This window comes from Arthrobacter vasquezii (genome assembly GCF_029455255.1).
In the GTDB taxonomy this organism is placed as follows: domain Bacteria; phylum Actinomycetota; class Actinomycetes; order Actinomycetales; family Micrococcaceae; genus Arthrobacter_D; species Arthrobacter_D parietis.
Map to the genome: position 1 here is coordinate 1 of NZ_JAROKN010000040.1, position 14,863 is coordinate 14,863.

The window sequence follows — 14,863 nt, forward strand, 5'->3', positions numbered from 1 at the left end:
CTGCTCACGCTGGCGCCGGCACTTGTCGTGTTCTTCCTTCCCGCCTGGCGGGGTACCGGAGCGTCAATCGGTCAACACGCGATGCGGCTCATCCCGGAGTGGAAGGGCAAGGATTCGTGGGGTCGCAGGACATGGCGTGCCGCGTCAATGGGTGGAACGTATGCGCTGTTGTTGTTCTGCTCCCATTTGCCGGGCGCTGCACCTTGGACGGACGCCGCCGGAGTACTTGCTTGGGTCCTGTTGCTAGCTGGGTTCGTGGCAGTTCCACTGACCGGGCGGCGCGGATTGTCGGGAGTGGTCAGCGGAGCGAGTCTGCGGGACGAGCGCCTGGCGAACATACCGGCGCTTCAATCGGGGGCGCCGGAACGGTCGTGACGAAGACGAGTCGCACAGACGGGTGACAGGTCGCGGACGTTTGGCATTTGGCGCCGGTGATCACCGGCGGGACTGCGCGAGCTGGCGCCTGCTGCACTGGTTAGCCGTTACCCAGGCGCGCCGTCCCTCGGACTGCTCAACCCATTGCACGTACACCAATTCGCTGGTCCAGGCCTGAGCGAAGGCGGGATAGGTTTCGCGGCGACCAGAGGGCCAATTCAGTTCCACCCAGCAGGGAACCCCTTTCGATGGTCGCGTAATGCCCGCAGCAGGCTCCGCCTGTGGCATCGGCGGAATGCAGTCATCTCGATCGGGTGGCGGTGCGGAATGATGCAGGTGAATGAGGAAACATTAGGACGTGGCCACGACGCTTCAGCGCTCGCCGACGTTGAGGCAGTTCTACCTTGTCTGGCCGTTGATCATGGTGCTGGTGGCGGTACTTGCTGCAGCGCATCGCCGGAAGTGGTTTGGCAATCGTACTCGGATGCCTTTCGGTCATGTCGCTGCTAGGCGGCGTGGTCCTCACGGGGATCAGCCAGCGCTGGGCGTTCTTCTCCCTGCCCACTCGCGCATGGGAGTTGGGCCTGGGCGGCTTGGTGGCGTTGGCCGCGCCGTTGCTGATGCGCATGGGAGGGAAGCTGGGCCGCACGGCCGGGTGGCTCGGGCTGGTTACCGTGGTGACGTCAATTTTTGTCTTTACCCATGACTTGCCGTTCCCAGGGTGGTACGCGCTCGTTCCTGTGCTCGGTGCTGCCTTGATGATTGGCGGTGGACAAGTGTACGAACTTCGGTTACTGCAGAATCCGTTGCTTCAATACTTTGGCAACATCTCCTACTCTCTCTACCTGTGGCATTGGCCCCTGCTGACACTGGCAGAAATTCGGCTCGGGGAGGATTTCAACGGTTGGGTAGCGTTGGGTCTGGTGATGCTGTCGGTGGTGTTGGCGGACCTCACCTACAGGCACGTTGAACTGCGGTTCCAACACAGCCGGGTATTGAAGACGAGGGCGGTCAGGCCGTACGCGTTGGGCGCTGGCCTCACTGTCGTTGCCCTTGCCGTCAGCTTCAGCGCTACGAAGGTCCCAGACCTGGATGCCGGCGAAACAGTTGCCGCGCCCAATGGCCAGCAATTGATGTCCGCCCCGACCACCTCCGAGTTTGTGCCATCAAATCTGACACCGGCGCTGGAACGCGCGGAAGCCAGCCCGCCCAGGGTGTACGCGGATGGATGCCATTGGGCGTACGAAACGACGGCGTCCCCGGATTGCACGTATGGGGATAAGGCAGGGACGGAGTCAATCGTTTTGTTCGGTGACTCTCATGCTGCGCAGTGGTTCACGCCCATGGACAAGGTGGCGAAGGAAGAAGGCAAGAATCTGGCCAGCCTGACCAAGTCCTCCTGTCCCTCGGTGGACATCCCCGTTCGGGGTAAGGTCTCTGAGGCCTACCCGCAGTGCGATGAGTGGAGGCAGGACAGCCTCGAGCGCATCAAGACGCTGGCACCTGACCTCGTTGTGGTGTCTAACTACGGCAGCGTCTATCGGGAATTAGGCCGGGACCTCGGGGATTTTGAACAGGCGTGGCGGGATGGTCTGGAACGGACCATTGAGGCACTCCCGGAGGGCACCGACGTCGTAGTCCTGGGAGATACTCCGGGCTGGGAGGTTGCCCCCAGCGTCTGCCTTTCCACGAACCTGCAGGACGTCGGCGAATGCGAGTTGCCCAGGGAGCAGGTAGTTGATGCCGAAGTGGCGAGCATCGAGCAGGAGGCGGTCTAATCGGTGGGTGGTCGCTACGTGTCGCCGATTGAATGGGTCTGTCAGGAAACTTGCTCGCCTATCGCATGGAACCTGCTGGTGTACCGGGATACGCACCACTTGACCAATGAGATGGCAGGTGCATTGGCGGGCCGGCTGCAGCAAGCTTTGGACGTGCCCGATTCGTGACGGCGGCGCCCGGGAATTGCCGTCCGCCGTATTCGCTTGGGGAGACAAACGAAAGTCCTTGTTACCCAGTTTTCCTTTCGCCGGTCTTTTTGATTCTTGACCAGCGGATTGCCTGGTCGTGGAGCATAATTCGCCGGCGCCGAAATCCGACCGGCTGAAGCCAGGCAAGACTGTGCGACGATCCTGTCGCAGGATGTGCGCGAGCTTGATGACGTCAATCACCGATGGGTTACCGAGGTGATTGAGCAGGAGAAGCGGGTGGTGTCGGTCGGTTGGAAGGAAGTGTCGGCTAGCCAGCTTGTGAAGCAGTTCGGGTTCATGAACTAACGGCAGTGGACGCCGGTCGGTGACTTGTGGGGTGGGGAGGGGCAGCGTTCGCAGCTGCTGCGGCTGTTATGGGGGAGGCGAACGTGCTCATGCTTGATGAGCCCATCATGACCTGGATATCGATGCCTCACGGCCGTTGAGGACGGATGGCCGGGCACGAAGGCTCTTGCTCTAGTAGAGCGGCAGATGAAGAGGACTAGCTGTAGCTCGCACATCGATGAGATTAACAGCAGAGGAGTGACGCTGGCAGTTGGGCCAACGTCGGCTTCTACAAGATGGCGGACCTGAACGCAAGAGTGCGGGAATCGCTGGGGGAGCAGGAATCGCTCAAGGAGCAGTGGTTGGCGGAGGGGGTGCTGGGGAAGTAGGACCTCGGAATGGCTTGACTCATCCGCCGGTGCCTTCGACGCGGGCATGCTCTCGAAATGGAAGCTGCTGCCTACGATAGGTTGCACGCTGCTTCGTGGCACTGGAGCACTGGAGCACTTCCAGCTCAGTTTGGCTCCGAAACCACGCAATTCGATTCGTCAGGCAAAGACGCATACAACGCGCTTCTTGTGATGCGACCTGCTTCAATGGTGGGGACGCTTAACGACACAGAGGGTTCGGCGTCAGTTTCGGAGCGTCGAAGGCAGAGAATTCTCGACCCTTGGTGAACGAATGCGGTCATAAGACGACCTTGGAATCTGGGATTGAAGGGAGATCGTACTCGAGCTCGCCAACAAAGAGGGTGGGAGCCACGTCGCCCCAACTTCGCCGGCAGACTATGGGCACTAACACACGAGAACGCGTTCGGTGGGAGCGAGCGACGTCTCTGCTGCCGAAGTTGAGTTCGAGGAATTCCACATAACTTTGGCCATGAGGAAAGATCGTGCACGAACGAACTCCAGATCAAACTCCGAGCGCAATTCCCTGTACAGGGACAGGAAGTAGGCTTGTTAGCCTTGTCCACGACACCGTTGAACGGTGCAAATCGTTTCGCGCACATCGACGCTCTTCGCACCTTGGCGGTGATGCTCGTAGTCTTTTCCCATGCCGGCTTAGGACATATCATTCCCGGCGGAGCAGGCGTCACCATCTTCTTTTCGATATCTGGGTTCATCATCACCTACCTGCTCCTGCGTGAGAAGGCGAAAACTGGCCGGTTCGACATCAAAGGTTTTTACTTCAGGCGTGCCAGGAAGATCATCCCCGCGCTTGTTATAACGCTGGGTATCCCGACGCTCATCTACGCCATCATCGTGCCGATTGACTGGGCAGCTTTCGCGGCGCAGCTCTTCTTCGTATTCAACTGGGTCTCGTTGTCGGGGCACGGACCGGTTCTTCCTGGCAGCCAGGTCGTCTGGAGCCTCTCTATTGAGGAACAGTTCTACATCGGATTCGCCATTCTGTGGCTTATCACGGTGCGCGCCCGCTATTGGCGGGCTATCACTATAGCCATAGCCACCTTAGGCATCGCGGTTCCAACCACACTCCGATTGACGCTAGCGTTGCAGGCGGATTCTTCTGACCGGATCTATTATGGGACCGACACGCGCCTGGACGGGATTGCGCTGGGAATGCTTACCGCGGTCCTATTCCACAGGTGGCAAAGCGGTAATGCTCGTCGGGGGAAGCTCACGCGGGCGTTTGGGAGTGATTGGGCGCTGATTTCAGCCTGCGCCCTAATCCTCGTTTCCCTTCTAGTACGCGATGCTTTCTTCCGCGATACGTTCCGTTACTCGCTGCAAAGCATCGCAACCTGTGTGATCATCACCTATGGACTTCTCCCTGGTGAGGGAATGTTGCGGAGGGCCTTCTTCGCAGTCTCAATCTGGAAGCCGGTTGCCAGCATCGGACTCGCCAGCTACAGCATCTACCTTGTACACCTAGTAATCATGAGCGCATTACGCGAACCCTTCACGTTCGTTCCTCTGCCCCTCTCTGTAATCACCCTCTCTGCAATTGGTGTTCTCATCGGCCTCACGGTCTACCGCTTTATTGAGGTTCCCACCCATGAGCGGTGGAAGAGGAAAGCGGCGAAGCGGGAGCTTGCTGCCGATGAATCAGCGCGCTCGTCCGTGTGAACTCTATCGATATGGGGATTGGAAATAGTCGGAAGGTGTGCGGGAAGGCAGCCGACCGCAGCCCTGCCCGGTCGTGTAGTTGCCTGCGACACTGTGGTATGCGTCGAGCGCGGATATGGTGTGCAACCGCGACCGGGACACCGGTTTTAAACGACATACGGCGATGCGGGTGTAACAACGTGAGCCATGCAGGGGGCAGCACGCCCGATTACCCATTTCGTCGACGACCTCTAGTCGATACATCGCTCGTGTGGCGAAGGTGAACCCGGCTGAGGCTACAGATTCACGAACCAAAAAAACTGCGGAGTCAACGATCGCGCACTTTTACGTAGTTTTACGGAGTTCCTCGACAGGAGGTACCAGAAATCCTGATTGATTGTCGAGCCACGAGCGCTCAGGGCAAGGATCGTCAGCAATAATGTGCTTCTCCACGAAGTTGTGGATGCGTTCCTTCAGGTGTCCCATGTCTAGCTCCTCTTCGAGCGCCACCAGGTTGATGTTGCCCAGTCTTCATCGATTGGCTTGGGGATAACTTGGGCTACTCCCTGAGGCAGCGGGGAGTAAGTGACGCTCAGGGTGCACAGTTGGCACCATATGTATGATCAATTCCGCACTGCCCGCCCCAGGGTTGGGCGGAAGCACACACCGCCCGACGCCGCCCTGCGCGTCGCCATTGTCAAGCCGGAAATTCGGTCGCGACGCGGCAAAGCCGGAATAGGGTGGCCCTGTTTGGGTTGTAGGAGTGACTGGCGTGATCTTCTCGCGGGTTTCGGTCCCGAGCTGCGGGGATAACCTCTCCCACGGTGAATGGCATGACCGGGATGTCGAAGGTAGACCGAATGCCCACGATCAGCTCGCCCTGCTGTGATTGAAGCGGACCCCCGGGGCCACTTCGAAGTAGCCCCCGCTTTCACCATGAAGCCAGAGGACGACACCAATCGAGCACCGGGACGAGGAGGAGTAGCTTTCGTCCACATGACGGCGGGTGTATAGAGGGATCCAGGCGCTGCGCTATCTGGCGTAGGTTTAGGGGCTCCCCTTATTTGTCGCGGTAGTGTGACCGATGAAAGGCTTCCGAAAGGGGGACGGGCCAGTCCTTGGTCCAGCGCCGTCTTCATCCATCAAAGAAGGGAACGCCGTAGCGCTGACGGTGCGAAGGATGAAGTCGCAGAATGCTCCTCGAACATGGCAGACTAGATAGTCGCGTGAGCTGTTCGGGGACGGCCCGAATCGCACGCGGTCCGCCCTGGTGTAACGGCAGCACCCCAGCCTTTGGAGCTGTGGAGTATAGGTTCGAATCCTATGGGCGGAACGGTAGGCCAGCAGGCGTTAGCTACAGCAAGGAGCGGCCCTCTTCGTGAGCCACGAGAACCAGTCCAACCAGGCGGAGTCAACGCCTGCAGCAGTGATAATTCTGGCAGCCGGCGCCGGGACCCGAATGAAGTCCCGAACACCGAAAATCCTTCACCGCATCGGCGGCACCTCGATGGTCGGACATGCCCTTGCCGCGGCCCGTGGTCTTGCGCCTCAGGAGCTCGCAGTTGTCGTGCGCCACGAGCGGGATCGCGTGGCCGAGCACATCGTCGAGCTCGACGCCGGAGCCCTCATCGTGGATCAGGACGATCTCCCTGGCACTGGCCGCGCCGTCCAGGTCGCACTCGAGGCGCTGGACGCGCATTCGGCTGTCGAGGGTACCGTCGTAGTTACTTACGGCGACGTCCCGCTGCTCGACACCGCAACACTTCAGGAACTCGTGCTCACCCACAAGAAGGAAGCCAATGCGGTCACGATCCTTACGGCAGTACTCGACGATGCCACGGGATACGGACGTATTGTCCGCGCCACGGACGGCACCGTTATGAGGATCGTGGAACACAAGGATGCTACTGAGGAGCAGCGGGCGATCACCGAAATCAACTCTGGCATCTATGCGTTCGATGCTGCAGTGCTTCGAGAAAGTCTCACCAGGGTTGACTCGAACAATGCACAGGGCGAGATGTACTTGACCGATGTGCCGTCGATTGCCCGGAAGGCCGGCGGCCGCGTAGCTGCGGTCGTCTCTGCGGATCGCTGGCAGGTTGAGGGCGCGAATGACCGCGTCCAGCTCGCAGCGCTCGGTGCGGAGCTCAACCGGCGCACCCTCGAGCGGTGGATGCGTGCAGGGGTGACCATCGCGGACCCAAACAGCACATGGATCGACGTCGATGTCCAGCTTGATGAAGACGTCACTATCCTCCCGGGGACGCAGCTTCACGGGGCAACTCAGGTCGCTCGGGATGCCGTTGTGGGTCCGGACTGCACGCTAACAGATGTTGTGATTGGGGAGGGTGCGAATGTGATCCGTGCGCACGGCAGCGGCGCGCGGATTGGCGCCGGCGCTTCTGTGGGTCCTTTCACCTATCTGCGACCGGGTACGGTGCTGGGGGAGTCGGGTAAGATCGGCGCCTTCTACGAAACCAAGAACGTCACGATCGGCCGTGGGTCCAAGCTATCCCACCTCGGCTACGCGGGCGACGCGGAGATCGGCGAGAACACCAACATCGGCTGCGGAAACATCACCGCCAATTACGACGGCTTGAACAAGCACCGCACGAGCATCGGTAGCGAAGTCCGGACTGGTTCGAACACCGTCTTTGTGGCACCAGTATCGATCGGTGATGGTGCGTATACGGGCGCAGGTGCCATTGTACGTAAGGACGTACCTGCTGGCGCGCTTTCTATCGTTGCCGCACCGCAGCGCAACCTGGACGGCTGGGTCGAACAGAAACGCGCCGGAACCGCAGCGGCTAAGGCGGCCGCACAAGCCTCCTCAACACCATCTTCGGAAGAAAGCGATCCTTCATGAGCGAAATTACGGCACGCGGGGAAAAGAAACTGGTCCTCGCCTCGGGTAGGGCTCACCCGGAGCTGGCGGAGGAGATCGCGCGGGTGTTAAACACGGAACTTCTGCCCATCTCTGCTTACGATTTCGCCAACGGTGAGATTTACGTCCGGTCCGGGGAGAGCGTCCGTGGCACCGACGTATTCGTCATCCAGGCGCACCCGGCTCCGCTCAATAACTGGCTTATGGAGCAGCTCATCATGGTGGACTCGCTGAAACGAGCCTCGGCTAAGCGGATCACCGTTGTGTCGCCCTTCTACCCTTACGCTCGACAGGACAAGAAGGGCCGCGGCCGCGAACCCATCTCCGCACGCTTGGTTGCCGACCTTTACCGGACTGCGGGCGCGGACCGGCTGATGTCGGTGGACCTCCACACCGCGCAGATTCAGGGGTTCTTTGACGGGCCGGTAGACCACCTCATGGCTATCCCGCTGCTCGCTGACTACATCCGCACACGTGTCGATGCCGACAACATCACGGTTGTTTCTCCCGACACCGGTCGTGTGCGCGTAGCTGAGCAGTGGGCAGAGCGACTAGGCGGCGCTCCGCTAGCGTTCGTTCACAAGAGCCGCGACCTAACAGTGCCGAATCAGGCAGTGTCGAAGACTGTAGTCGGACAGATTGAGGGTCGCACCTGTGTGCTCATCGACGACATGATCGATACCGGTGGAACCATCTCTGGTGCGGTTGCGGTGCTGAAGAACGCAGGTGCCAAGGACGTCATCATCGCAGCGACTCACGCGGTCTTCTCGGATCCCGCAGCACGCCGTCTGGCGGAGTCCGGGGCACGCGAGGTAGTCGTGACTAACACGCTGCCGATAGGCCCTGAGAAGCGCTTCCCGCAGCTGACTGTCCTGTCTATCGCGCCGCTGATCGCGCGCGCTATTCGCGAGGTATTCGATGATGGATCGGTAACTAGCCTGTTCGATGGCAATACCTAAGCACCCGGGTAGAAAAAGGAAGCCGGTCAGTACATGAACTGACCGGCTCTCTTCTTGGCCGGATCGCGGGAAGACCACGAAATAGAAAGACCCGGCCGGAGCAACGCTCCGGCCGGGTCTTTCTTGTCGCTGTGTTACTTACGCTCCGGCAGTAGCGCGACGACGAGCAACGAAGATGCTTCCTGCGCCGAGACCCAGAGCGCCGACGCCAGCTGCACCCCACAGGAGCATTGCGGAATCGATACCGGTGTTGGCGAGCCCGCCCCCGGTGGTGCTCGTGGAACCGGGGGTGCCGGTGGTACCGCCACCTACGGTGGCTTCAGGAGCGTCGACTGCCACAGATGAGGAAACCGTCACTCCGGATTCACGACCGGTAGCTGTGAGGGTGTAGGTACCCTCTTCCTTGAGCGTTACCGAGTAGGAGAAGTTGCCCTCTGCATCTGCGGTCACGGTGTCGGTGAGGACGATTGCCATCGGGAGGATGGGACCGCCGAGGGCTGCGCCGACGCGTCCGGCTCCACCAGCAGCACCAGCTGCGGCAGGCTCACCTGCAACGAAATCCACAGCAATATCGATGGGCTCAAATGCATTGAATAGGCCCTGGCTGCTACTGAAGACGACAGCTTCGCCCGGAACTATGGTTCCGTCGCTGACGGTTCCCGGTGCACTGTCAGGCGTGTAGGCCTGCGCAGCGCCGGCCCCGAAGAAGGTGATTGAGCCGGCGATTGCGACGGCTGCGATAGCTTTTTTCATAGAGACTCCCCAATAAAGGTGTTTGCGACAGACTTCTAGCAGTGATCGACCCGAAGATGTATTCCCCCAGCCCCGACTACCCCAGAGGTAAGTCTACCAATGGTCTGCGATGCTCACAGCCACTGAATCAGCAGATCTTCCTCAGGGTTTCCGCAATAGACACTACCGCATAACATCAGTTAGCTGGAAATAAGTTGTAGCAGAAGTAGAGATGTAATCGAACGTTAACGTTTCTCGGAAAATCACAGGCAACTGGCCTCTCCCGTCAGTGGCAGTACCACGTCGGCGGGCGGTTGAATCGTCGGAGTGACATCCAGTGAAGGCTCGGACTGCTGTACGACATTCGTGAAGTCGAGCTCGACCGTTGCGGTTTCTCCGGGAGCCAACGTGGTCGTGAGTACCCCAACTGGGCGATCACCGTGGCGATACGAGCCGAGCGGTACGGGTTCGCCGTTTAGTCGCGCTGTCTGAAGTAGTGCTTGGTCGGGGCCGTATCCCACGAAGTTAGTTTGGACCGTTCCGGCCGGCACTCCAAATGCTCCACCACCGGTGACATATTCGGGCAAGGATCGCGCTGCATCTGCTGGCGCGGTATTCGTTAGAGTCGCGGTGAGCGTGTACTGAAGGTACCCTTCGATTGTGCACGAGCGACGTAGCTGCACGGTCCGGCGCATATAATAGTCCATCTTGGCACCAGTGCCATCATTGAAGTAGGCACCGAAAGCAGCGCCGCCGGATGTTGTTCCGGTCACGGCACCAGCGACGGCGCTGGAAGCGAGCACGGCTTGCTCCCCGTCGTCCGACGACCAGACGAATAGCCGGCCTTCCGCTGAGCTTTGAAGCACGGATCGGATCAGATCTGCCCCATCTGCCTGGCCGTCAGCCAGCGCTTTGAAGACTTCTGCCGCAACTGCCGCGAAATACTGGTCCTGTAGGGCAGGCTCATCAATCGCAGCGTACACGTCGGATAGCAGAGTAGGAACGACGTTATCCTTCGTCAGAGAGGTCGGAAGACCGGACTCGGCTAGTATCCGATCCACGGCAGGGTCACTGAAAGAGAGCTCGACTGGGCCCGTCGCTCCCAGGATTTCAGCGAGTGCTAATGGATCGAGAGCAACCACACCATCTATGTCGGCATCATCATTGCGCAATTCCCACATCTCCGAAGCCGTCGTAGCCGCTGTAGGGAAGTCAGGGGTCAAGTTGACACTCTGCATGAAGCGACCCATCCGAGTGCTATAAATGGCAGCTTGCTGCGGATCGACGATCACGGCTGGTTCAAAGCTTTCTAAATCGGTCGCGCTGCGTTGAGCTCCGAGCTCAATCCTTCCCTCATTCGCTCGAACTACAGCTAGCGCACCGGGGATGCCGCCGGTGGCGCGAATTTCCGCGCTGTTCTGAACTAGTACTAGATACTCCCTGGGTCCCTCCGAACCCAACATCGTCGGCAGGACCTCGGCCGCCGCTGCAGCCGCGCCAAGCGCGGTATCGGCTTGCTCGAGGGCGTCGACTGCCTGTTGAAGCGGAGCGGCCACCTGGGGCAGTAGCTCGCCGACGTCAATCTGAGATAGTCGTTCGTGCGATAGCCGGACCGTGTCCGCTGCGGCAGAAAGCTTCGGGGCGATGCGTTCAAGGGGCGCAATATTTACTTGTCCGTTCACCGGAGCTAGCGCTGCCCAATCTAGTGCGGCGGAGTCGACTAACAACGGCGCTACCGCGCGATTCACGACGTCGTCGGCCGAGACCGTCACTTCAGAGACGGCGGAAAAGTTTGCGCCAACAAAGGGAATGTAGCTTGCAGCCCGCCATAGCGGGTCTGTGCCAGCGGCGCGCGCGATTGAGACTTCTCGTTGAAGTTCGGAAAATGTACCTTCGGCTGCCGCCGTATCCCCTTGCAGTAGCTGCGTACGAAGTTCCCCGAGAAGTGCGCTGCTTGAGGTCAGATGCGTCCGAACTTGTCCTCCGCGATGGACTAACCAGCCCGCTGCTATTCCGGAAATTATGAGTAAAAGCAGAAGCCCAACACCGATCCGCAGCAGTCTCCGACGAGGTCGTCGACGTGCGGCGCGTTTTTGTGAGTTGTTTGGTGTTTGCAAAGCTGATTTGTTCCTTGAATTACCGAGTTTAGCTTCTGTCATGCCGAATCCTTCGGAGGAACGATGGGAGTTGAATTAGCGAGCCGTAGCCTCATCAATAAGCGCCGTGATGGCCTACCACTGCTCTTACAGTGCGCAGGAGGATGGTGCAGTCGCCCAAAAGAGACCAATTTTCTACGTAATAAAGATCGAGCCGCACGGTATCGTCCCAGGAGAGCAGGGATCTCCCGCTTACTTGCCACAGACCCGTCATACCTGGACGAACGAGCAGCCTTCGATGTGCATGATCCTCGTACTGCTCGACTTCTGCTGGGAGCGGAGGTCGGGGCCCGACCAAGCTCATCGTGCCTCCGATTACGTTGAATAGCTGAGGGACCTCATCAATGCTAAATCGACGAAGGAATGCGCCGATTCGAGTGACGCGAGGGTCGTTCTTCAATTTGAAGAGTACATCGTTTCCCTGACTAGCCGCTCGAAGCTCATTCATTCGTTGTTCGGCATCCACGACCATGGATCTGAATTTTAACATCTCGAATGGTTCTCCAGCTGCGCCGATACGCACTTGGCGAAATAGAGCAGGACCAGGGCTGTCGAGCCGTACCGCAATTGCCACCACAATTAAAAGCGGTAGAAGCACGAGTACTAAACTGACCCCCCCAAGGATGTCAAAAGAGCGCTTTAGTATTCGTTGGCCCTTTCGCAATGTAGGGGTTGAGACGTGTATAAGAGGAAGCCCGGCTAGTGGCTGTGTATGTATTCTCGGACCCGCTATATCCGTCAAAGCCGGAGCCATGATCAAACGAATTTGCAGATCGGCGAGTGCCCAACCGAGTGCTCGAATCGTTTGTGGAGCGAGCTGAGCACCGCCTGAAAGAGCAACTGCATCAGGACGAAATTCTTTGATGTCATTTACTAATTCTGCTGCTTCCGTAGCACCGCCAATGAGGGGAAGGCTCAAGTCAACTGAGCCATTCTCGTTACCGGGTACGTAAACGCCCGTGGGCCTATAGCCAGCCATAGGTTGGCTTAGAAGGCTCTTGGCTAGATGTTCCGCGCTCTGAGAATCTCCGATTATCAACACATCCTGAACGCTCTTGCCAAGTTTTCTCTCAAGGTGCAGAAACTTGCGAACGATGACTCTGGCGAGAAGTAGCACGATCAGACCCGCCGGCAGTGCTACGCCGATGTAACCGCGAGCCGTTTCTAGCTGTAGCGAGTAGGAGATGATAGCAATGAGTCCAAATAGCCAAAGGGATCCCTTTATAACTCTCTTGTACTCCTCGGAACCGTATCCGAGGACCGTCGGTTCCCGGGACCCCGTGAAGAACAGCATCATCCACCACGCTGCAGCGAGAGCCAGGGAGAGCAGTACGTAGGTCGTCCCCGAGTCTGCTAGCCCCTCTACATCTGGAACGCCGAATCGCACGATGAGAGCGCCGACGGTCGCCCAAAGGACCACTGCAGCATCTGTAATCTGTAGAGCTCGTCCATACTTAGCTGCCCAGACCGGTGTGCGTGGAACTCGCGCCGGTTCTGAGTCCGAGTGCTTCTGCTGCATCGATAAACTAGGGTCGGGTGCCACGGGGAACTGCCCTGTCTCCGCGGAGAACCTTATCGTCGAAATCGGACGCGACGAGGCGTGGCTGTTCTCGAGAACTAAATTTCCTGCCAAAATTTGGCGTGGTTGCATCTGGGTGCTCGGAGGAATAATAGCTATAGGAGTAAGCGTCCGGTCCTTTCGCTGGAAGCAAATTCAGCACGACTCCCAGAAGTACCGCGTCGACCATCTCCAGCGCAGCCAACGACTTTTGCAGGTCAGGGCTCTTAACACGCGACGAGCCAACCACCATAACCACGCCGCCGACGCCCTGCGAAAGCACAGCGGCATCTGTGACAGGCAGGAGAGGAGGGGCGTCAATGATCACAGCATCAAAGTGCTTCTCAAGATACTTGATCAGCTCTTGCATCCGCTTCGATCCCAACAATTCGCTCGGATTGGGTGGGATCTGTCCGGAAGTCAACACATAGAGATCGTCTTCCCCCCATGGCTGGAGCAGATCGTTAACCTCTGCACGACCAATCAGGGCAGTCGTGAGTCCGGCGTTACGCTCCAGTCCTAAATATTCATGAACACGCGGCCGGCGCAAATCAGCATCGATCAACACTACCGATTGACCGGCTTGTGAGATTGCTATCGCGAGATTCACTGCGGTCGTGCTTTTGCCCTCGCTGGGTAGGGATGACGTCACCAGAACGGACCTTGAGTCATGTGTCAGGTGCGCAAATTGAAGGTTCGTGCGAATCTGGCGGAAAGTTTCCGCGCGCGGACTCTGAGTTGGAGACTGGGTTAGGAGGGGCTTTCTCGTAGCATCGCTGTCGAAATTGATGCCGCCGAGAATCGAGGCATCAGTGAATCGCCGCAAGTCCTCCACTCCCCGGATCTTGGTATCGAGCTTGTGCCGCCCCAATGCCGCTCCCAACCCTGCTAGGAGTCCCGCAACGCTACCGAGTAGCAGATTGGCACGGAGATTGGGCGATGAAGGTGATGATGGCGCGGCCGCAGGCGTTACCACCGATAACTTGATCGGTGATGTCCCACCTTCAGCTGTGGTCTCCAACCGGTCGATCACGTCGATCAGGCTGTCCGAGGTCGCTTGGGCGATGGCTGCGGCCCTGATTGGCGAAGCGTCCGTTGCCGCTATGGTCATTAGCACCGTGTCGCTATCGCTTGTGGCCTCGATGTTGCGAGCTAGCTCGGCTGCGCTCGTTGCCAGACCCAGACTCTCAATGACTGGGTTGAGAACTACTGGCGTGTCGACCGTTTCGGCGTAGGACTGAATTCGGGCCTGCGTAAACGAATTGCCTTGCTGCAATTCTGCTGCCGAACCAGAGTTCTGTATAGCAGCAAACAGCTTTGTTTGAGAGGTATACGCCGGAGGTGTGATGAAGGAATAGGCGGTTGCGATAAGTAGCCCTGCGCCGACGAAACACGCAATTACCAGCCAGTTACGTCGCAGTATGCGCAGATATTCGCTGGTCTCCAAATTTTGGTCCCCCTCAACTGAATTCGGATGGACCATTATAGGTCCCCGTGTAAACCGCCGCTCGTGCTCCGCGGAGACCAACGCCCTAAGCATGTTACTAGATCAGAGCGTTCCGGGAGGAGAATGGTCCGGCTGGCAGGCGGCGTGCAAGCCCTCGTGCTTGGGATCCGCGGCGCCCCGCCGTTCGAACGCGACGGGTCCGGTATCATTGCTGCGGTAATGGGGGAGTTCTATTGGGTTGCCCGGCAAGGTGCCTAAACAGGTGATTCCCGTGACTCTTGGCCGAAGATCATCATCCAGAGAAATGAGATTATCTTGACAGGCAGCCTCCCGGCTGAATTCGATCGCGTTATTGTGCATCAGTTCGATCCGGCACGACCTTCTCCTGGCGGCATCGATACCTGCATCAGAGGAATCTGTAGGTACGCCCCGAC

Annotated in this window: 11 protein-coding genes, 1 tRNA gene and 1 pseudogene; 8 read left to right on the plus strand and 5 right to left on the minus strand. The window is 58.7% G+C overall.

The annotated features are described in order from the left end of the window. On the plus strand, nt 1–375 hold a 375-nt coding region (locus tag P4U43_RS13055), incomplete at its 5' end, for a hypothetical protein (RefSeq protein ID WP_277359122.1). Between the two features lie 60 nt (nt 376–435). Here P4U43_RS13055 and P4U43_RS13060 read toward each other — a convergent pair. After that, nucleotides 436–603: a hypothetical protein gene (locus P4U43_RS13060; RefSeq protein WP_277359123.1), complete on the minus strand. Its 168-nt coding sequence runs from the start codon at nt 601–603 to the stop codon at nt 436–438. 209 nt (nt 604–812) lie between these two features. Here P4U43_RS13060 and P4U43_RS18095 point away from each other — a divergent pair. From P4U43_RS18095 to P4U43_RS13090, 6 genes and pseudogenes are all read left to right on the plus strand, one after another. Next, nucleotides 813–2,321: pseudogene (locus P4U43_RS18095) on the plus strand (acyltransferase family protein); the annotation flags it as partial. A gap of 195 nt (nt 2,322–2,516) precedes the next feature. Then, nucleotides 2,517–2,648 (plus strand): hypothetical protein, encoded by a 132-nt coding sequence (locus P4U43_RS13070; RefSeq protein WP_277359124.1) that lies wholly within the window; start codon nt 2,517–2,519, stop codon nt 2,646–2,648. 944 nt (nt 2,649–3,592) lie between these two features. Next, nucleotides 3,593–4,714: an acyltransferase family protein gene (locus P4U43_RS13075; RefSeq protein ID WP_277359125.1), complete on the plus strand. Its 1,122-nt coding sequence runs from the start codon at nt 3,593–3,595 to the stop codon at nt 4,712–4,714. A 1,240-nt stretch (nt 4,715–5,954) separates the two neighbouring features. Then, nucleotides 5,955–6,026 (plus strand) — tRNA-Gln (locus P4U43_RS13080). Nucleotides 6,027–6,071: 45 nt separating this feature from the next. Then, the gene (gene glmU, locus P4U43_RS13085) at nt 6,072–7,559 is read left to right on the plus strand and encodes a bifunctional UDP-N-acetylglucosamine diphosphorylase/glucosamine-1-phosphate N-acetyltransferase GlmU (RefSeq protein WP_277359126.1); all 1,488 of its coding nucleotides are present in this window, start codon (nt 6,072–6,074) and stop codon (nt 7,557–7,559) included. Beyond that, on the plus strand, nt 7,556–8,536 hold the full coding sequence (locus P4U43_RS13090; RefSeq protein ID WP_277359127.1) for a ribose-phosphate diphosphokinase: 981 nt from the start codon (nt 7,556–7,558) through the stop codon (nt 8,534–8,536). The genes glmU and P4U43_RS13090 overlap by 4 nt, the downstream gene beginning before the upstream one ends. 138 nt (nt 8,537–8,674) lie before the next feature. On the opposite strand, the gene P4U43_RS13095 is transcribed toward P4U43_RS13090, so the two are convergent. From P4U43_RS13095 to P4U43_RS13110, 4 genes are all read right to left on the minus strand, one after another. Next, nucleotides 8,675–9,289 carry an LPXTG cell wall anchor domain-containing protein gene (locus P4U43_RS13095; RefSeq protein WP_277359128.1) on the minus strand — a complete coding sequence of 205 codons (615 nt, stop codon included), beginning with the start codon at nt 9,287–9,289 and terminating at the stop codon, nt 8,675–8,677. Between the two features lie 242 nt (nt 9,290–9,531). Beyond that, nucleotides 9,532–11,427 (minus strand): DUF4012 domain-containing protein, encoded by a 1,896-nt coding sequence (locus P4U43_RS13100; RefSeq protein ID WP_277359129.1) that lies wholly within the window; start codon nt 11,425–11,427, stop codon nt 9,532–9,534. Between the two features lie 52 nt (nt 11,428–11,479). Then, nucleotides 11,480–12,811, minus strand: a complete 1,332-nt coding sequence (locus P4U43_RS13105; protein ID WP_404800740.1) for a sugar transferase — start codon at nt 12,809–12,811, stop codon at nt 11,480–11,482. A 139-nt stretch (nt 12,812–12,950) separates the two neighbouring features. After that, nucleotides 12,951–14,429 (minus strand): polysaccharide biosynthesis tyrosine autokinase, encoded by a 1,479-nt coding sequence (locus tag P4U43_RS13110; RefSeq protein ID WP_277359131.1) that lies wholly within the window; start codon nt 14,427–14,429, stop codon nt 12,951–12,953. A 123-nt stretch (nt 14,430–14,552) separates the two neighbouring features. On the opposite strand from P4U43_RS13110, the gene P4U43_RS13115 reads away from it, so the two are divergent. Further along, on the plus strand, nt 14,553–14,687 hold the full coding sequence (locus P4U43_RS13115) for a hypothetical protein (RefSeq protein ID WP_277359132.1): 135 nt from the start codon (nt 14,553–14,555) through the stop codon (nt 14,685–14,687). Nucleotides 14,688–14,863 lie beyond the last annotated feature (176 nt).

Coding starts and splice junctions, on each gene's coding strand:
- P4U43_RS13090 (WP_277359127.1), top strand. CDS start 7,556: ATGAGCGAAATTACGGCACGCGGGGAAAAGAAACTGGTCCTCGCCTCG.
- P4U43_RS13095 (WP_277359128.1), bottom strand. CDS start 9,289: ATGAAAAAAGCTATCGCAGCCGTCGCAATCGCCGGCTCAATCACCTTC.
- P4U43_RS13100 (WP_277359129.1), bottom strand. CDS start 11,427: ATGACAGAAGCTAAACTCGGTAATTCAAGGAACAAATCAGCTTTGCAA.
- P4U43_RS13115 (WP_277359132.1), top strand. CDS start 14,553: ATGGTCCGGCTGGCAGGCGGCGTGCAAGCCCTCGTGCTTGGGATCCGC.